This window comes from Vibrio sp. 10N.286.49.C3 (assembly GCF_041469545.1).
GTDB classification, from domain to species: domain Bacteria; phylum Pseudomonadota; class Gammaproteobacteria; order Enterobacterales; family Vibrionaceae; genus Vibrio; species Vibrio tasmaniensis_A.
This window is the reverse complement of the sequence record NZ_JBFRKT010000067.1, coordinates 1-19,937: the sequence shown is the minus strand read 5'-3', so window position 1 is coordinate 19,937 and position 19,937 is coordinate 1. Positions and strand designations below refer to the sequence as shown.

The window sequence follows — 19,937 nt, the reverse complement described above, 5'->3', positions numbered from 1 at the left end:
AATTACGCAACAAAGCCCCGCAACTTATCGAAGAGCATCTCATGAGTATCTATGGCCAAAGGAAGTTGACTGTCTTACAAAGGCAAAATTGTTGCACTTGAAGGCGGCTGAGTTACTGAAAAGCAGCAGCATTCCACAAGTCATAAAAGATGGTCAACTATCTGTAATTTACTTCAACCTAGCTAGTGTTCTGTTTGATCAGGGACACAGTGAGCTGGCGTGTGAGTACCAAGCTGCGTCGGTAGAATTGTATTTGGTTTATCATTCTTACAATTTGCCCCAGTTCATGGAGGTGATGCCACCGTTACAAGCGCTAGGGCTTAGCTTTACAAGGTTGATGCATTTCAATTCTACGGAATACAGTTCATTGTGCGAACGTATAGCTGTTATTGCCTCTGATTTTGGGGTAGATCCACTGTCGTTTATGAGCATTAATCCCACAGCAGATATTTCAGATCCCGAAGTTCAAATCACTTATATCGTAACCAAAACAATAGATAACCCAAACAAAGAAAATGTTACTGCGTTAGAAAAAAAAACAATTTGAGTTAATGAATAACCGACGTTTCTGTCAGAGTGACCCTGAAGCTGACTACTTAGCATCTTTGGCACAAAGAGCCTGCTCGGCGCTAGGGCGAATTCTGTTCTCAAAGGATGAACCTTTATATGCACTGCGGTATCTTGAAAACTGTAGTGCTTTACGCTTCTGTGAGAGTGCAAACAAGTATTGGCAAGTACCTACAGGAAAGTTTGGCCTCTCGCTTTGGAATGACTTACTTCAACTGGGCTCCAGTCATTACAATTTTAACGAACTAGCATTGATGCTTGAGCATCTTGGACAAGAAAATTTAAAACCTGCGATCCAAGCATGTTATGAACGAGCAGTAAAGCCATCCATATTGGAAGAACTAAGCCAATATACAACTCTTTACAATGAAGCAAAATATCCTCACGTACTCATGAGCGCTCTAAATGATAACGATCCCGTTGGTCATTTTCGCAAGCAAGCGGGATATTGCCTAGAAGACTTCCAGGAAGTGGAAAAGTTGATTTATCAACTTGAACCAAACTTTGAAGAATATAGAAATGGTGACTCCGTTATCGAAATTGCGCACTTCGAGAAGGCCTTGCGTACTCATCATGACTTGACTCTTGTAAGGATTGATATCGAATCAGGATTTGATGATGCTCTTATTCTGGTTGCAAAACTAGTCAATGGTGAGCTTGTCGTTACAGGGCATTCTGTTGAGATGCCTGAAGGATTGGTTAACCATATCGCTGACTTTATAAGAGGAAACACAGAAGCAGAGGAACATTGGGCTTTAGATTTTGTCGATTGGAATAAAATCCTACCTGATGACTGTAAACGCGTTGGTTTATTAACATCATTTTTTGCATCACAGATACCTTGGGCTGCCACTGGAACTAAGGATGAAGAGCTCTATACGTTGGTTGATGAAGTGAATTGGCTTCCAACTGTTCTTTATCTTTGTAACCATGTGACACACTTTAATAAGCGTAGTGGAACGAAGAGTATTAATGGTGGTGACACTCGTTTTCATAATGTAGCTAATGAGCATGCCTCAGGCCTAATGACAGATATTCGGAAAAATGACTTTGTTGGTGCGATTAGTAGCAGTGAAGTCTTATCCTACTATGGCCATTGCGTCCATGAGGTTCCCTACAGACCGTCTCTTAAAACGACGCATTTCGAATTGAACGATTTAGAACTCGTCAATCAAGTTGCTGGTATGGAACGAGTAGAATTCTGGGCTTGCCAGAGTGGTAGTAATATCCCATTAAGTGTTTTCTCTATCCCTGTAAACGAAGCATTTGGTTTTGATATGCGGATGATAGAGTGGGGGGCAGTGAGTTCAATAGGGTCATTGTGGGCGTTGCCCGATATAGTTACAGCACATATTAAATCTCATTATGACCAACTTGTGAATACTGGTACTTCGCCATCAAAAGCTCTACTTGCAGCTCAACGCTGGTGGGTTACTCAAGGAGCTAACGCTGAACTTAAGAAAATGAGAAAACTAGGATTGTCACCATACCTGAATAAATTGGGTTGTAATGAATCTATAGATGGAGTTTTGGGGCCAATGAAGACAAAAGAGTCACAAAATCAATATGAGTTGCAACACGCAGAGCGATTGTTCCTACATCCTTCTTCTTGGGCTGGTTTAAGATTTTGTGGTGTTGCTGATCAAACCAACCAAGCAGTTTGTAAAGAAAAAGTAGAACTTACTGATCGTGAAATCAGTCAACTAAAAAGCCAGTTAGCCAAACTAAAACTTAAGTCTGGATTTATAAATTATGCATAATGCCTTTGAAGATTTATTACCAATAAATGATTGGAGCATTGAAGGTCGAAAGCAGTATATCGAGCAAAACAGACTATGTATCGAGCTGGTATTGTATGAGGCTCTTGAGTTTTTCGATGAGCGAAAAGTGTCCCTCACATTCGGTAGCCAGGATAATGCAAAAGATCGGATTATCAGTATGTTTTTGTCCGATAGATTTAACGACGAGAAGCTTCCTAATGGCATACCTCGCAATATTAAGTTGTTCAGCCAAATCGATTATTGGTGCAAATTTAAATCAGGTAAGACTTTTTTTGGAGTACAGCAACTTATAGATGAAGATGTTGAATTAGCTAGTGATCTTCCAGTGTTATCTACCCTTGAGGCTGATCTAGATAAACTTTCACTCTGCCTTGCCATTTATAGTGAGTTGGTTGCAGCAAATATGATTTACTTTTGGCTTCAAGCAAACAGAAAGCTATTGGACGAGTTAGGTCGTGTAGGGCCTCAATTCGAACACGAAAATGCAGATCGCGTTGAAGAAACTCCAACCAAATACAAAGTTGATTCATCATTTAGATATCTATGTGTATTTCTCGATATCGAGTCACAAATCCCTGATTTTCAACTATACAAAAACAAATATCTAACGAAGGGGGAAAATAAACCACAGTATACTGCGAAGAAAAATGAGAAGGAGTCTCACCTCACAACGAGTGAAGTTAGATTGGTTGTGACAAAAATCATAGATTACTTTTATAGGGTTCACCGTGAAGAACCAAGCCCGTTATGTCAGGTATTACTCAAATCGGTAGGGGGCAAGAGTCTACTGGATCAATATAAAATCAAGAGCAAAGATTATCCAAATTTTGATGACCTAAGAGATAAACTTACTGCGTTAAAGTCCCCTCTAAAAGAAGGAAATCACATATGGCGTTAGATAAGCTTTCATTGGATGAGATGGTTCAAGGTCGGAACTGTAATACTGACGACTGGAAAGAACTCATTGAGGATCCAGAGCGAGAAAGGGTTTGGAGTGATGCGGTACAGCGTAGAGAAAACTTAGATAGGTTTTGTTACTTTGCGGTAAAATGGCCCCAATTTGTTACCCATTTCCAGCAAGCAAAGCGTTTTGTTAAGAAATCTATCAATTCTCCAAGAGTTTCCCTGATGAGAGAAGTTGAACCATGGGGTGAACTTGCATTGACCTTAAGCGACAAGGAAAAGGATCAGGCAGCACTTCTGGTTATTGTCGAGTGGGGAAGTCAGCAAATAATAGAGGTTCAGGGTGAGCAAACGGTGTCGTTCAACACTGAATCGCAGGTTCAAATACACTATAGGTACCAGGACTCAGAAGGTTGGATAACATCAGATCAGAGCTGGCAATTTATCCCAGATGAGGGAGCTGTAATGCTTACTTTTATAGATGGCGATGTGATAATTGATGACCTAGTTGAAAGTTTAAATAAAGCTAAATCAGTGTCTTATATAATTTTGTTGCCATCAGTGAATTAAAAAGCGAAAAAAAACATTTTCCTATGCGTATAGACGTACCAACACAAATAAAGGTATGTCTAAATGCAAAACATTGTATTCAAATTCCCACCACACAGTTCTAGTCTGTCTAGCTCAAATCCTGATTGTATCTGTCTTGTCGACAAAAAAATCTGGCGTGAACTGCCAGACTCTACCCGCCAAAAAGCAATCGATGTAGTAAGTGCGATTGCAAACGGTACTCCATGTACTTTGCTTGGAGGAAAAATCGTTAAATCTAATCCATCTCTGATTCGATTCAGAATCGGACGAAGCTTGCGTTTGATTCTATCGCAAGGGAATCACCACCAAGTTTTCAAATTGTTCCGACGCCAAGGTTATGAAAAGCACTTTAAGCACCTTTGATAAGCCGAGCTATTTACTCGTTATAGGTTGCGAAGTGCGTACTTGAGAAAGTTATAAACTTTTGTAGCCGTTTTTCAGAATCAGAAATATGGATCTTACCATGAGCAAAACTAAGAAATGCCTATTAGTTACTTTTGATTTTACCCAAAGAGGTAAAAGTGCGACCAGCTTTGCGGCGGGAGTATTGCTGTCTGCATGTAAGCAGCACAAACATTATGGTGATAAGTTTACAGCAAATCACTTGTCTATCGAAATGAACGAAAATAAAGTAGAAAACCCGCCTGTAAAACAAATTGCTAACGAAATCGACAATCAATATAAATTAGAAGAGTTACATGGTTTAGCTATCGGGTGTTACGTTTGGAATACTGATTTGATTGAGCCTTTGATTGAAGAGTGCAGAAAGAAAGGCTTTCAGGGCAATATCATATTAGGTGGGTATCAAATTCATCAAGATACTTGTGAGCAGCTATATCCTAGCGGTGATATCTACCTGCCTAGCTATGGAGAAATATCGCTACCAGAGGCCTTTTTGCAGGATAAACTTCTCCATAAGTTAACTCTGACGAGTAAGGTAAATTTTGGTTCACTTGATTCCCCGTACTTAAATGGTTCCATTGAGCTAGCCGAGAAGCAGCCGATGATTCATTGGGAGACTCAACGTGGCTGTTACTATTCCTGCTCATTCTGTGCTCATCGTGATGTTGCAAATAACAAGGTTTACGATTTCTCACGAGAAACCATCAAAAAAGAACTGCGGTTGTTTAAAGAAAAAAACGTTCAACGAATAAACGTGCTTGACCCGATATTTCGAAAAGGACGCAGATCTTACGAAATCTTGGAGTACGCAATAGAAATTGAATTGGAAGCAAAGCTCGTCTTTCAAGTGCGCTTTGAGGATATTAATGAACGCCTTTTAAACCTATTCTCAATGCTCAACACTCATCTAGAGTTCGGTCTACAGACTGCGATCAAAGCTGAATCAGTAGTGATTAATCGTCGTAACAACATTGACAAAGTATCTTCGACTATCGAATTGCTTCAGGACAAAAAGATGTCTTTTGAAGTCAGCCTAATCTACGGATTGCCAACGCAGACATTACACAGCTTTACTCAGAGTCTTCAATTCCTTCATGAGCGAAATGTAATGAATATCAAAGCATTTCCTCTAATGCTGCTGGAAGGAACGCAACTATCAGACGACAGAGAGACATATGGCATTAAAGAATGCCATATCGATGATTCAGGGATCCCACACGTTGTCCAAAGTGACAGCTTCACGAATGAAGAATGGAAAGCAATGAGAGAAATAGCTAAGAAACTAGCAGTTGAGGGGGGATCCGAATGTTTATCGTAATCGAAGGGCTTGACGGTAGTGGCAAGTCAACAGTATCAAAACACTTGGCAAAGAAGCTCAACGCAAAATTGTTAACTACACCAGGAGCGGACTTCAAAGATACACGTAAACAACTTGATGCAGTGTTTAGTAATAACTCCAAGGCAAGACAGTTGTTCTACATGGCAACAGTGCTCAACGTAGCTGATGAAGCTCAAAGTTTGATAACTTCTGGCAAAAACGTAGTGGTAGACCGTTACTGGTTGTCAACTCAGGTCTATCATTGCTGGATGAGCAATGGACAGCACTACACACTTCAGGAAGTAGAAAGTGAACTACTGACGCCAGATCTTACGGTTTTCCTTGATTTGCCAATGTATGAGAGGAACAAGAGAATTAACAATAGAAAGAATTGCACGATAGAGGATAGTAAGACATTGACCCTAACGGCGAATGAAGAGCTGCGTAATCTGTATCAGAAGATGAGTGATTCACAACCAGTAGGACAGTGGTTTCAAGTAGATGCGCGACAGGATGTTGAATCTATCATTGTTACGATAAAATCTAAGGTGAATGAATTAGGATTGTTAAAAGAGCATAGTATTGAAAACTTCAGCTAATGGACTGTATTGACCATTTTTACCATGCTACGCATGAATATTTCGATGGTTAAGTTGTCTTGCTCTTGCATTTCTTTCGTTGAGGAACTACTCACTTTTTTCTGTTAGATATATAAAGAAGAAAAACTTGAGTAGATTCTGGGAGATCAGATATAGGTGATTTAATCAACTCGATAGGTTCATGCGCAGCATGGGAATGAACCTAAAAAGGTTGAAAAGTATATAATAAACATGCACTTGCATGTGGACGGCTCGTCATGATAACCTGTATGCACATACAGTTTCGAATCATTATAATAATTACAGAGATTCAATCATGAACATAATGAAAAAGTTTAAAGCAGAGAATACCGCTCCTCATTTTACGGTGAATGAACCAAATCTTATTGAAAGTATTGATATGTACTTTCTTTATGGTGTATCAATCAATGATGCACTTAAGAAGTTTCCACATGCACTTTTGGTCGAGCCAGAATGCTCTCTGCCTGAAGCCGTAAATTACTATCGATATCATAAAAAAGTGAACGGAATGATCTTGGCTAGCCAGGACAATCTGTCCGATGCAGTCGCTCTTCAAGCTAATACGGCAAAAAATGATGTTATCTGTTTCGAAACAGGGGAAGTGTTCTCATTTAAAAATAGCCTGAAGATGCATGCTCGTCTATTTGCTACCACAGGCAAATCAGTTCATAAAGAAGCAATGAACATGTATTTACAAGCTATTGTGGGTATTAGCTCGTCAAAAAAAAGTATGATTAAGAAGCTAACAGAATATGGGTTGACTGACGATCAAGCAAGGTTAGCATCCAATAGTAAAAACTCTAAACTTAACAGGGTAGTTAACCAAAACCTTTTCTTGAATAACGGCGTTGACATACCCAACATAATGAATGTTTCAAGTATTGCAGATGTGTCCCATGCCATACCTTTTGCGATAAAAGCGATGACTGGAGCTGGCAAAAACGCACTTCTAACTGACCCTATATTGCGAAATGCTATCGAGGAAGGCAAGAAGGTTTCGTTCATATCTTCCCGCGTAGTTATCATCAACAAAAACAACAAAACTCATGAAGGTTCAGGGCAAGGTTTTGTGAGTTACGAAGCTGGCCCTGCTGCTGTTGAACGATATGCAGATGCCTTTTCTGTATGTATTAATTCACTAAGTCATCCCGTTTATCTTGAAAAGGTTCTATCAAGTGAGATTGTAGTTATTGACGAAATAGAGTCTTGTCTTCGCAATATCATGATTGATAATAAGCACTCGAAATCAAAGATAAATCTAACTAAAAATCAGCGTCAGCAAATTCTTGAAGATCTAATTCAAGTCATTAAAAATGCTCCTCAAATCATTGTCGCTGATGCTGACATTTCGCCAATTACGGCTCGTTTCCTATATGCAGTTCGTCCCGAAATTGTTATCTATAATATGTCACAAGATTACAGTTTCATCACTGCCAGTGTTGCTGAAAAGGCTTTTGTTATGGAAGAGGCTAAGGTGGCAATATCGACTGAGTATAATGTCGTGGTTATGTTTGACCAACTACGCGACCTTAACGCATTTTTAAAGGGGCTCAAGCTTGATGATGAAAGCGCACTTGATGAAGGTATATTGGTTTTAAGTGGTGATACCAGTGGTAGAGCTGCACAACAAGAGTTCTTAGCAGATCCAGACACAATATTAAAATCTGGCAAGTATCGTGCAATTCTATGTTCACCAACTCTAGGACGTGGTTATTCAATTACTCATCACTATACGAACAAAATTTTTGTAATTGCAAATGGAACTCTGGATCCAGCAGCTATGGTTCAGTTTCCTCGAAGGTTCAGGACTGCTACCGAATTTGTTTATGGTGTTAGCACCGATTTTACCATTCCAGCCGATTACATGACCAAGGCTGTTTCTGATGACATAACGGGTTTTGAGCGTCTACAAGCCGAATATAAGACTGAACATGAATTACTGGTTAGCAATATCAGTATCACGCTACCACTAACTTTGGAGGCTCTAAAATTCATTATGGTTGAACACGGTGCCTTGGATTCAACTGAAGAAGAAAAGAATGAAGACCGCAAGAACAATATCAATGACCAGAAGATGAGCACTAAAGAACTTAACGAACTAACCATGAATGCTGTCGAGCTTGATAATGATGCGAAAGCGAAGGAGTTAGATCGTAAAAAGGGTAAAACTAGAGCTGAAATAGCGTCGCTGAGAAAATTTAAAATCCAGAAAAAAACTGGCGTCAAAGCTATTACAAAAAAGGAGATCGACTTCTGTAAAAAATTCGAACCTACCATGTATAAATTATTAACCGATTCAACATCTAGCATGGAAGCCCATCACTTGATAAAGGCATTCAGTATTGCGTCATCAAAACAAAATCTGGCTACTGCGGAAATTACCATCAATAATGTGTCAGCAACGAAAATTACAAGCATTCTGCTGGACACGATGGATGTGGATACAGTTAATAATCCACTACCTGCGAAGCTGAGGCTTACCAAGAGTATGAGTCAGTCAGCGTCACTAAAAGTGTGCAGAGGGCTACTGAAGGTCGCAGGGTTTGAAGAGAGACGTGTGAAGCGAGTAGTGAATGGTAAGTCAGTAAATATGTATGTTTTCATTTTGTCACCTTATATAAAAACAATACTGAGTTACTCGTTATAGTTGTTTAAATATTGACGCATTGATATACTGTATAAATGTACAGTTGTGAAAATTATAACTATTAAGGTCACAATATGGATTTACGTCAAAAATTACTAGGTAAAACAGAACTGAATGCTGTCGAGATAAGTTCAGTACTTTTAGAGTTAGGCTACGCAAATAGATTCAATCATCCTTGTGCCAAAACCTTGTCACAGATGACCAATGTTAGTTATCGGCATGCAAGTCGAATGATTAAGGAGCACGGTGTAGCTGGTGTTTATTATTCGAATCTATTGTTTCAGCTTGGTATTAAACAACCAGAATACCTCGTACATTAAAACTGATTGTGAGATCAAAGTAGTAGCTCACCCAAAGCTCCGCTTTGAAGACTGTCGACAGGTTCATGAGCACAGCTCATGGGCACTTGTTCTTTGTGATAGATGATTTAGTCGCGATTTAGTTCAAATTAGATATGTGATATTTTTGTGATCTGCATCTCAATAGTGAAAGTCTACCAAACTGCCGACTGATTAATGAAAGAAAACTCTCAAACAAGCTAACTGATTGAGCTAGAAGTATAAGTCAATAATAAACCTAAAACTTGGCAGTATTATATTTTATAATAACACTTAAGCTTATGATTTAAAGAGAAAATATCCATTAGTCTTAATTGAAAACTCAGTCATGTTCAGTATTATTTACTACGACGGAAGAGGAAGGCTCCTCTACCACTAATAAATTTAAGGTAAATAATATGAAGAAACAAAAACTCACATTAGTTAGAGGTATTCCTGGCTCAGGAAAAACAACAATGGCTTCCAAACTCGATGCCCATTTGGTGGAGGCTGATATGTTTTTTGTAGATAAAGATGGTAACTACAACTATTGTTCACAGTACATTAAAGACGCTCATGCTTGGTGTCAGCTTGAGATGAAACGACTTCTAAGGTCTGGTCATGATGTTGTCGTAGCCAATACATTTATTAGATGCTGGGAGGTTCAGGGCTATATAGAAGCTGCGCAGAGCCTTAATCTTGAGTTGGATGTTGAGGTCATTGAAGCTGAAGGGAAATATCAAAACATACACGGTGTTCCAGACAGGACTGTTGAGCGAATGAAGAATCAATATGAATCATTTGCACTAAATCCAGACCAGAGCTCACAAATAATAACATCTCTATAGGGATATAAGTGTATGCCTATAAAAGATATTGATTTTTTCTACAGAAAACATATTCGTGCAGCTAGAAAGGTAGCAAAAGGTTTGTCAGGCCTTGAGAGAGGGAAGGCAATTTATGTTTATTTTGAAAATGAAACACAGCACCCGCATGCGCGATATACATACGATCGAGAATTGATTAATCGTCGCTCTGACCATCAGTTTCCAATTGATTTGATGAAAAAAATGAGTTTATTAACTGCTGAAAATGATGGGTTTGATTTAGATAACAAAACTAACAACCCCAAATAAAAAATCATAAATACGATTACGTGGATAAGTGTAAAAAGGGAAACTCTAATGCATACAATCCATGAAAAGAGGCACCGTTGACTGATACAGTGGTGCTTTCTGGCAATCAAATACTTCAGACTTAGTCGATATGTTTTTTACAACAAAAACACACCTGAGATTCTCTATGGTGCGAACCGTTAGAGTAGACCTTAGCCATCCTGCGTAATTGGTATCAGTTAGCGCATCAATATTGTAAAACCAAACCCATTTAGCGTTGGATTCTTCTTCAACTGCATGGGTTAGGAAAGACCCCTCTCGGTACGTTGCATGCATTTGGCGTAAATCTATTTCTACTATTTCAACACCTAAACAACGGTTTACAGCATTTATTTGTTCTCTGTTGAGCTGAAGTTGTTCATCATCTAAAGCTAATAACCTCAGTACTTGTAGATCCCATATCCCATGAACAAGTTTCTCCATGGATCCTGTTAATTGTGTGTTAAAAGATAACTTTAATTCACTTAGTCTGACTGAGGGCACAATCTTGAACCTTTAGATGCGTAAAACCTACACTTATTGAAATAATCACTTAAAGAAAAGCTTACTTTTAAGAGTCTTAATGTGTCGATTCCTATTTGAACATTTATCATCAAGGGCGTGTCAAAGCAGCACAGGGCACTTTGTACCAAATATACAGAATAGTACAAAGTGCGCATGATGTTAACTGGTCTAATTCACCCCAAGCGCTTTATATACCGCATCAATAGGATCACTATAGAAGCTCACTTGGAATTTGGTAAAAGTCTCTGCTGGCACGGTAGGGATGTCTGAAGCAGATGCCATTGGAATCAATATCTTTGTTGCGCCCGCCTCAAGAGCAACTTGCATAGAACCAGCTAAATCTTGCACTGTGTTTAGCACACCGCCAAGTGTCATCGACCCTAGTACAACCATTGATTCTTGCATAGGCTTATTCAGCAAAGCTGAACAGCTAGCGATTAGCGAGGCAAGGCTTGAACTGTGAGAATTACCCGACATTTGTAAGTCCACGAAGTGCAGGTGGAACTCATGTTCTGAGAACTGGCTATTTGCAGCAATGCGTGACAAGTTGCCTTTAAAATACTCAAACCCGATCTTCACTTGTTCTTTTGCTTCAGTATCGGAGCTGAGGCCTGAGGTCGTAAGCTTGCCATTTCCTGCTGTCTTTTGTGTTTCTACGCGGAACACACCGAGTTTGCCGCTATGACCAGGACTAACAAAGTGAATCACCCCTGGATTTGGAATACCTGGTGCAATTAGCTGAGAACCGCCTTGTTCTGGTACGTTAACGAAAAACTCTTCAAGACTGTCATTATCGATATAAGAGAAGTTCACATCGAAGAATTCCATACCGCCGATTTTTTTCAACTGCTCTTTGACACGGCGACGAACTTCTAATGCGTATGTTAAGCAAGTGCGAACATCTTCCTTGGTATATTCACCGTGTGGAACGAGCAGTTTCAGTAACCCCGAAGTTGTGCGACGAACACCAATGACATCACGTTGGTTGAGGTTGTTGCCCAACTTAAAGAACTTATCTATAGCGTCAGAGAACGTCTGCTTACGCATTTCACGCATGTACTCGGCTAGATAGTCTGTAATCAACCCAAAACGGTTTGTGAAGAACTCAGGGCGCATCTTAGGTATTTCCCACCCTGGGATATAGGCGTGGAAACGGTCAAAGAAAGCAGCATCGATCATCTCTTGAGGGAACGGAGCGAGTAGGTGGCTTGTTTTTACGAGAGTTTCTACGCTTTGGTCTATGTTACCGACGAAAACCATAGAAGCTTTAGCTTCAATGGAGTCACGACCTCGGCTAAAAGAACCTGAAGCCATGTAGTCCTTCATTATTTGCACGCCGTCTTTGTCTTTAAAACGAATACCAGCAACTTCATCGAACGCCACAATATCCCACATGCCTACAAGCCCTACTTGGCGTGAAGACATATTGTAGAAAAGGTTAGCAACAGTTGTTTGACCACCAGAGACGAGCAAAGAGTTCGGAGAACATTCTTTGTATACGTGTGATTTACCTGTACCACGAGGGCCAAGCTCGCAGACGTTATAGTTATTTTCTACGAACGGGATCATGCGGGCCAAGATATGCCATTTAGCCCGTTGCTCAAGATTTGTAGGCTCCATGCCGATCGAGCGCAATAGCAAATCTAGCCACTGATCCATCGAGAAGTTTCGACGAGCATTAAAGACTTCGTCCATATTCATCGATGGCATTTGAATTGCTTTAAGACCAAGCACAGAGAATGGTGACGTCTTTTGTCCTTCTTCAAAGAAATAGCTTAGCGTAACGATACACCAGATACCGCCAGTAAGTAGTTTCTCGTTCTCTTTCACCATGCTGGCTGGGATCACAGCATCTTTGATACCTAGATTTGATAAGCTTGCTTCATAGACGTCTTTCTTTTGGTTGAGCTTAACCGATATCTTATCAATGACTTTATGTGTACCGCGCTCACGTATGAGCGATTTAACCTTTTCAGCTTCATCAGGTCGAACGTAGTTATCCGTTAAGATTTTCTTAACACGTCCCATTCCTGCTTCGATAAGGTCGTCATCGGTTGCCGAGCAGTACATACCAAGTAGATATTCAAGGACATAAACAGGGACATTTGCCCCTTCTTTAAGCTGTTTCGTTAAGTCTTTGCGAACAACGCGTCCTTTGAACTCAGTGGTCATGAGATCGTCTAAGTCGACATCTCGAACATCTTTAATTTCTTGTGCGATGACCTCTTCCTGAGAAAGGGGACTTTCATCAGGTTGTGGGGATGTGCCATTTTCTTCATTGTCAAAATGATGGTAGTGATGAACTTCCGTTGCTTTACTATCGTTGTTATCGTCAATCATGAATAGGTTCCGTTAAAAAAGATCATCAAAATCGTCTTGGATTGCTAAGTCGATTGTTACCGAATGAGTTGCGTAGCGATCACCTTGCTCACTATCCCACATGATCAGTTTATATGGGGTAGTTCGATCGAAGTTGCTGCCGTTTAGCGTCAGTATCGCATTGCGCTTGCGTTCATCAGAATTTGAGGCTGAAGAGTCAAATAGTATCTGTGCTTTGTTTGAAACAACTGTGCCTTCAGGGTCTTCTATCCAAATGTTTAGGTTACGCTCTTTAAATTGATCGCCAACGGCGTTGGTTTGTAAGAACTCAATTTTCTCACTAAGTGTAACAATACGAAGCCCATTACTCAGTGGCACTACACCAACTTTTTGTTTTGCGGTCGTCTTTTGTTTGGTCGTTTTCAAGTGTTCAATGCGAAGGACTGGAACACAAATCTCTTGAGGCATGATCCCACCATGAATGAACTTAGCACCACCCACAAAGTTAAAGCGGTTTGAGCCTCGAGGAACAATAAACTCGGCTTGGTCACCATTTGCAGACAACTTAGCCGTTACGGCCATATCGCCTTTCCAGTAGAAGCTGTCTTTTGGAAGCTGTTGACCGATAAGGTAACGCTTTTTAGCCTCTACCGTCCCACTTGGTTTAACGGATAGCGCAGTTTTATCTGACTCAACGACATCGCTCGATTTAAATAAGAAACCGTGATCAGCCGTGACCAAGATTCTGTTACCGTTTAATTTGTTGATGATGCGCTCGACAAGTAATCTGACTTGCTCGATACCATCGGCACAGGCATCAAAGGTCTGATTCTCTGTTGTCGCTTTATCACCAATGGCATCTATTTGATCATGGTAAATGTACACGACACGAGCATCAGCTACCGCTTTACGACCTTCTTCGTTTGTCCAATTGAGAACATCAGAAGCTTTTACTGCCATACCTTGGTATTTTTCTAGTACAGCGTGTCGGTTGTCCAAACCATGAACACTTAGGCCATCAGCTTTGTATTTAACATCTTTTCCGATGTGAGCAGTCAGCTCTTTGTGAGGTAGTAAAGATGCCATTCCAAGCTGAGTATAGCTAGGCACGACACCAAGCTGTGATTTGATAACAGACTTAAAGCGTTTTTCCTTATTTATTTGCTCATGTATATCATGTGCGACTTCATAACGAAGGGCGTCACTTATAATTACAAATACGCGCTTTATCTGACTCGATTGGAAGATGCGTTCTACTTCATTGTTGTAGAAGTCATATTGGTTCAAGACGCCATTGATTTTCCATGTGTCTAATAAGTTTTCATCGTCGACATGCTTGCCCCACGCAATGGCCAAATCATGCAAGTACCAATTTACGTACAAGTCTTCAATGTCTTCGACCAGCTTCAGTTTCTTTAGAATGTCTGAGCCTTGGTGAGCAACATGGTTTGCGTTCTCACAGAAGTTTCGATAAGCCGTATCGAAAAGGAAAAGTTCTTGCTCGTAAGCCCTGTAAAGATCTTTAGCTGAATTAAAATCAAAGCCATCAATATATTTAGACTTAAGAGAGTAGAACTGTTTCGCTGCTTTGATTGCCTTATACACGTTCGCGTATTTTGTATCCACAAACTCAGCTCTAACATGACACCAGTGAGTCGTGAGACGGTGTGATACAAGACTGTTCAGTTCTTCTGAGCTTAATGAAGCGATATGTTTTGCGAGTAAAATTGATAACTGTTTGTCTGCAAACTCAAATGTTTCAACGAGTCTTAGTTTTTCAGGTGATTCTATCAGACGCAATTTATCTGAGATTTCATAATCAGTTTCTATACGACGAGAAAGGCGATTATAGCCATCTTGACAACTGCGACCTTCACGTAATTGTACGACAAAACTTACAACTTGAGCACGACGGCCTGAATTCAAACCTACGCGTTCAGCGGTATATCCTGCTTCAAGCTGCTCTTGAGTAGGCATTGGTAGTAGATGTGTAGTAAACCGTCCAACGACCTCGTCACTATTTGAACAACCGCTGTTGATAAGAGACTGATAGCATTCAGTAAAGAGAAGCTTTACTGCTAGTTCTTGAATCGTTGGTTTCAGGTGGCAGGAGTCACCTGTTGCTTCAACAATATATCCAAGTTCTTCGTAAGCAAACTTCCAGAACGCTTCATTCAAATTGAACTTATCAAGTTCTGCCAAAAGTTCTTCGGTATCAAAATCGACGGATAGTTGTACTAGAAGGGTTTGTAAAATGGTAACAAACGTTGGTGTTTCTATCTTTAATGCAGCTGCAATTAGGGCTAGCTCTAGCTCTCGTTCTGTAGCAGAAGGTGGAAGAATTTTCTTTAATCGTGCTACGCGCTGCTTGCTACCAAAGAATGCTTTATATTTAGTAATGACAGGGCGAAACTCCATGTTCATACCGATTTCATTCAGAATCATGGAGCTGCTATCTGCATAAAACTCTTGTGCGTAAAGCCTGATGTCGTATAGCCAATCACGGGTTGGATCATTAGGAGTCGTGTTGCTGTATAGAAGGAAAGCCGTTTCAGGTTCCATTAGCTCAATACGATGCTTTACTTCCAAGTGGGACAAAGTATCAAGGTAGATAACTTGAGTCCTTTCGTAAGACGTATCAAGAGATAGCGATTCAATGAGATCGTTAAACTCGTTGTCAGTATCCTGCCAAAAGACAAGTCTACTTTTTTCAAATTTGGCTAATAGCCCACTAGTGATCTGATCAATATTCATCGTTGTTTTACTTCGCCTGAGTGTGGCTGTTTAAAAGTGGTAACTAATTAATAGCTTATCACTTTTTAGAGTAAAAATCGCTGATGACTCGATGATGAAAGATGCCAGTGTCCCGATACTATGTATAAGTATTTATTGGACTCATTATTTAACCCTAACTACGAAAACCAAGCTTTGTCATACTTTCTAAACTCAATGCCTCTATGGTTTTGATAGCTGCTTTTTGGGCGGAATTCATTTGACCGCCGAAGATTTTGTAGAAAAAAGAGCTATTAGACTTGAACTCAGATAGTGCTTGTTCAAGCTTAGGAACAAATTTATTAACTACATTATGTACATCTGTATGCTTAAGTCGGATTTCGCTTAAGTGTTGGCTGGCTTCTGGCTTTAGAATATTGAATCTATCTAGTTCTTTTAAAAGTTTTTGTTTTTCGGTTTTGACATCGTCAGCTTTTTTATAAGAACTCTTTGTTGAAAAGTAGACTAAAGGTGCAGCTACTATCCCACCAAGTACCCAGAATCCACCTGCCATGCCTGCTGCAAGTGAGCCTCCTCCAAACCATGCCAGAGTAGCGTTGGTAGCGGCGATTCCTGACAAGGACGAAATAACAGTTCCAGTCGATGCGCTACCAATAATCGATACGATACCCCAAGCGCCAACTGCGGTACTTCCGCCAACTAATCCACCAAAGCCGTTTGTTAAAATAGAATGGTATTTGGTATTAAATTTTTGAACTTGTGTCAGTGGAGAGAAGGTTTGCTGTGTTGTTTTGAATTGACCCGTTGAGTTGGTTTTTAGTACTTTTTCGACTTTTTTCATTGTGAAGCTATAGCGATCTATCAAAGTACCAATACTATTTAGAATCTCATTGGTTTGTTCTTGCAGTTGTTCTAGTTCATAAAGTGCGGGAGTGTATAGCGCTTCATAGAGATCAGAATAGTGTTTTTTCTGAAGAGCAAGCACGTACGATCCTCCAAGGGAGGTCAAAGCACCTAGAGCACGACTAGCATTTTTTAAAAAACTTTTTGTTCCCGCTAATTCGACAAAAAAGACGTCTTCAAAACAACTATCTAGTGCATGGAAAGAGGCATTCTCAATTTGATTCGGTGACTTGTCACTGCAATCGACGAGGTTCATATAGGCAGTGATAGAGTTCTGTACAGATTTAAGCTCTGACGGGTAATTACGTGGTATAGATTCGGACATGAGGTACTTTGAAACTAGGGGGGGATATTGGTGTGAATAGTATCAATAATAAGAGTTTTTTGATATCTAGTTATTTTATTTCTACGGTGCTATTAGAATATGGTGTTAAGCATGCGTAGTGAAAAAGAGCAGCAGATAGGCTGCTCAAGATCATTATAAATCTTATTTTTCAATATCAACGATTTGATAGGTTTTAGCTCGTCCTTGACGGATGAGTAGTTCATGACTTTGAAAGTGCGACACTAATTTAGTAACGGCAGCCTTTCCTATGATTTCTACCAACACATGTAAACCTTTAAGGATATCAGCTTCCGATAGCGAGGCATGAATAGCATCATTCGTTTGTTTTGCCCTGAATAAATCAAGCAAATCAAAATAGAAAAATGCGAGTGTTTCTGAGCCACAGAATGCAGGATGAATGTTAGCCATGCTGTCAGCATCATCGTTATGAGAGTTTTCTTGTAGACCCTCAGAAGCACTTAATGCGAGATTCTCTTCTGATAGGCTTTCTGTGTTCGGAGTAGGCGAATCCGCATCTGATTTAATGTCTATAGCAGTGTCAGTGTCTGCTGAATTTGATTCTGTCTCTCCAACGGCACCCAAAGCAGAAGACAAAGAATCCATTGGCGTAATTGACTTCGCTGGCGTAAGTACTTTTACTTTGGTTTTGCTGCTAGGGAAACCATTCAGTATTTCTTCGTTGCCAGCTAAGTTAGGGGAATCATGGCGTGAGATGTATTGAGGACACCAATTAGCTACCAAATTCTCTTTTACTCCATTAAACGTCCCGCCCTCTAAGCCAGAACAAACTGCGACAACTGCTTCAGATAAGAAGTAGATATATTTATTGCGTTGCATTGCATTTTGACCACGGCCAAAACTTGCTTCAGGGTCGAATGGAGAGAGTAGGAGTAATTGACCAGTCTTTAAGTAGCTTCGCCATTGGCTATCACCACAAGCTTTAAACAAACTATCACCAAGAATCCCAATGGAATTATTACCGTTACTCATCGAACGATGCATAGCAATACTGTCGACGCCCTTTGCTGCTCCCGAAACAACTTGTAGACCATGTTGATTAATATTATCAACATAGGAAATCGTGGCTGATTCGTCCGTTGCACCACAATTACGAGAGCCAACAAAGCCGACACCTTTAAAGTTTAATAAGTCGATATTCCCTGTGCCAAATAAGATTGCAGGTGCCTTCTCTCTTAGTCCTTGCTTTATCTGTACTGGGTAGGTTTTATCTGCTCGACTTAGAATCCAAATACCTGCACTTTGCCATTTTTCTAGCGCTTGTGATAGGGCCATACCGCGTGACAATAATGATTGGAATCGGTCTTTTGTCATCTCCGAAACAGTCTTATCTAGACTTCTCATAAAGCCCGAAAGAGCATTTTTAGAGGCGAAATGTGTAGCTTCATCGCCAAACTCGACAAAGAAGGACTCGAGTCGATCATTGTCGAGTAAATCCTGAGGCTGAAATTGGTTTGCTGCCATCCAGTGAGCTAGATAACCGAATCCATTATCGGTCAACGGCTTACATGCAGTTCTATCGGAACGGTTGAAGTAATGCGTGAGCATTAGCATTGCTTTGGTATTTTCTGATAGTTCATTTTGCATAATTTGATTCATTCTATTGGTTGTTCTTTGTACTAGTTAGTGCGATAGGGACAACTCGTTGTACACCAGCTCTTCTCAATAATGCCCCGATTACAGTAAAAGTCCAACCTGAGTCGGCAGCATCATCTAAAAGCCAAACAGGATTGCTGTATATTTGGGTCGTATCCAAGTTAAATGCACCATCTAAGTTTTTGCTTTGATGATAACTATTTTCCATTTTCTTCTGTTCTGGACGTAACTCCACGACAGAAATAACATCCCTACAAGGAATGCTCATGGCGAACGCTAACTTGTGTGCAAAATCTTTCACCAATGTTGGATGCCTAAGTGATGGAACATAAGTTATCCATGTTGGTCGTTTTTCACAAGGTAAGCTATTTAACATTTTTACCATTGGTGCAATCAAGTCATCACTGAATACATCATTGAATTTTCCTTGCGCGACCATATCACCCCAACCGCCATCTCTCCAAGTCGAGAGAGTCCAGCCAGTATCGCACATTAGATTGGGGTTCTGACGAGGAAGGTTATAGATAGGAAAAGCGCTTCGCACGACATCGTTTGATGCTCCAAACAATTTTCTTGGTTTTAGCTCTATATAACGGTTGCGAAGAAAATCAGATGCTTTGTTGATGGACTCTTGCTGAACAGATTCTGTGAGCTTAGTTGAGGGTTTGCAATATTCGCACTTTCCACAAGCCTGGATGTCATTGTCATCTAGTTCAGAACCTAAAATTTGCATTAAGCAACGGTTTAGCGAACCATCAAAGTAGGCAAGTAGGCGCTGCCACTCCTCTTCTTTTAGATCATTTAATCTTTCTATTTTATCGTGAGGCAAACTATAGTCAGAGGCTGTTCGGCAATACAACGCGCCATCTTTCATGATAGGAGAAGGGAACTCCGACGTTAGAAACTTGATCGTATGAGTGAGCTTGCCTCTAGAGCAGTTCATATGCTTCTCTAACTCAGCTAGCTTAATCCCGTCATGGTTAGCAAGCAGATCTAGGAATGAGTCAATTTGTTCTTCTTTTGGGAAAGCATTTTTGATGAAATATTGCTGAATTCGAGCATCATCCTCGCCAACCATTAGTATACCAATAGCATTGTCAATTCCACGTCCCGCACGACCGACTTGCTGATAGTATTCGACTATATTGCCTGGAGCTTGAAAGTGAATAACAAACGCTATACCCGTTCAACTTGAAG

Annotated in this window: 16 protein-coding genes and 1 pseudogene; 11 read left to right on the top strand and 6 right to left on the bottom strand. The window is 40.2% G+C overall.

From position 1 onward, the window contains the following. From AB4180_RS21575 to AB4180_RS21525, 11 genes and pseudogenes are all read left to right on the top strand, one after another. Positions 1-547 (top strand): annotated as a pseudogene (locus AB4180_RS21575) (hypothetical protein); the annotation flags it as partial. A gap of 4 nt (positions 548-551) precedes the next feature. After that, a complete protein-coding gene (locus tag AB4180_RS21570) occupies positions 552-2,327 on the top strand; it encodes a CHAT domain-containing protein (RefSeq protein ID WP_102250605.1) in 1,776 nt (591 codons plus the stop codon). Further along, on the top strand, positions 2,320-3,246 hold the full coding sequence (locus AB4180_RS21565) for a hypothetical protein (RefSeq protein ID WP_102250606.1): 927 nt from the start codon (positions 2,320-2,322) through the stop codon (positions 3,244-3,246). Before AB4180_RS21570 ends, AB4180_RS21565 begins: the two co-directional genes overlap by 8 nt. Next, positions 3,237-3,821, top strand: a complete 585-nt coding sequence (locus AB4180_RS21560; RefSeq protein ID WP_102250607.1) for a hypothetical protein — start codon at positions 3,237-3,239, stop codon at positions 3,819-3,821. The genes AB4180_RS21565 and AB4180_RS21560 overlap by 10 nt, the downstream gene beginning before the upstream one ends. A 63-nt stretch (positions 3,822-3,884) precedes the next feature. After that, the gene (locus AB4180_RS21555) at positions 3,885-4,205 is read left to right on the top strand and encodes a hypothetical protein (RefSeq protein WP_102250608.1); all 321 of its coding nucleotides are present in this window, start codon (positions 3,885-3,887) and stop codon (positions 4,203-4,205) included. Between the two features lie 100 nt (positions 4,206-4,305). Beyond that, a complete protein-coding gene (locus tag AB4180_RS21550) occupies positions 4,306-5,562 on the top strand; it encodes a radical SAM protein (RefSeq protein WP_157936330.1) in 1,257 nt (418 codons plus the stop codon). Further along, positions 5,550-6,161 carry a dTMP kinase gene (tmk, locus tag AB4180_RS21545; RefSeq protein WP_102250610.1) on the top strand — a complete coding sequence of 204 codons (612 nt, stop codon included), beginning with the start codon at positions 5,550-5,552 and terminating at the stop codon, positions 6,159-6,161. The genes AB4180_RS21550 and tmk overlap by 13 nt, the downstream gene beginning before the upstream one ends. A gap of 316 nt (positions 6,162-6,477) precedes the next feature. Continuing rightward, positions 6,478-8,829: a hypothetical protein gene (locus tag AB4180_RS21540; RefSeq protein WP_102250611.1), complete on the top strand. Its 2,352-nt coding sequence runs from the start codon at positions 6,478-6,480 to the stop codon at positions 8,827-8,829. Between the two features lie 74 nt (positions 8,830-8,903). Further along, on the top strand, positions 8,904-9,149 hold the full coding sequence (locus tag AB4180_RS21535; RefSeq protein ID WP_102250612.1) for a hypothetical protein: 246 nt from the start codon (positions 8,904-8,906) through the stop codon (positions 9,147-9,149). A gap of 416 nt (positions 9,150-9,565) precedes the next feature. Next, the gene (locus tag AB4180_RS21530) at positions 9,566-9,994 is read left to right on the top strand and encodes an AAA family ATPase (protein ID WP_102250613.1); all 429 of its coding nucleotides are present in this window, start codon (positions 9,566-9,568) and stop codon (positions 9,992-9,994) included. Positions 9,995-10,006: 12 nt separating this feature from the next. Further along, complete coding sequence (locus AB4180_RS21525) at positions 10,007-10,282, top strand: hypothetical protein (protein WP_102250614.1); 276 nt, start codon at positions 10,007-10,009, stop codon at positions 10,280-10,282. Between the two features lie 45 nt (positions 10,283-10,327). On the opposite strand, the gene AB4180_RS21520 is transcribed toward AB4180_RS21525, so the two are convergent. The 6 genes from AB4180_RS21520 to AB4180_RS21495 all read right to left on the bottom strand — a co-directional run bounded on the left by AB4180_RS21520 (position 10,328) and on the right by AB4180_RS21495 (position 19,818). After that, a complete protein-coding gene (locus AB4180_RS21520; RefSeq protein WP_102250615.1) occupies positions 10,328-10,744 on the bottom strand; it encodes a hypothetical protein in 417 nt (138 codons plus the stop codon). Positions 10,745-10,993: 249 nt separating this feature from the next. Then, positions 10,994-13,033: a protease Lon-related BREX system protein BrxL gene (gene brxL / locus AB4180_RS21515; RefSeq protein ID WP_198592285.1), complete on the bottom strand. Its 2,040-nt coding sequence runs from the start codon at positions 13,031-13,033 to the stop codon at positions 10,994-10,996. Between the two features lie 144 nt (positions 13,034-13,177). Next, on the bottom strand, positions 13,178-15,898 hold the full coding sequence (pglZ, locus tag AB4180_RS21510) for a BREX-1 system phosphatase PglZ type A (RefSeq protein WP_102250616.1): 2,721 nt from the start codon (positions 15,896-15,898) through the stop codon (positions 13,178-13,180). A 154-nt stretch (positions 15,899-16,052) separates the two neighbouring features. Further along, on the bottom strand, positions 16,053-17,105 hold the full coding sequence (locus tag AB4180_RS21505) for a hypothetical protein (protein ID WP_198592284.1): 1,053 nt from the start codon (positions 17,103-17,105) through the stop codon (positions 16,053-16,055). 162 nt (positions 17,106-17,267) lie between these two features. Beyond that, positions 17,268-18,731, bottom strand: a complete 1,464-nt coding sequence (locus AB4180_RS21500) for a DNA-processing protein DprA (RefSeq protein ID WP_241909297.1) — start codon at positions 18,729-18,731, stop codon at positions 17,268-17,270. A gap of 13 nt (positions 18,732-18,744) precedes the next feature. Beyond that, a complete protein-coding gene (locus AB4180_RS21495; RefSeq protein ID WP_102250618.1) occupies positions 18,745-19,818 on the bottom strand; it encodes a hypothetical protein in 1,074 nt (357 codons plus the stop codon). Positions 19,819-19,937: the final 119 nt, after the last annotated feature.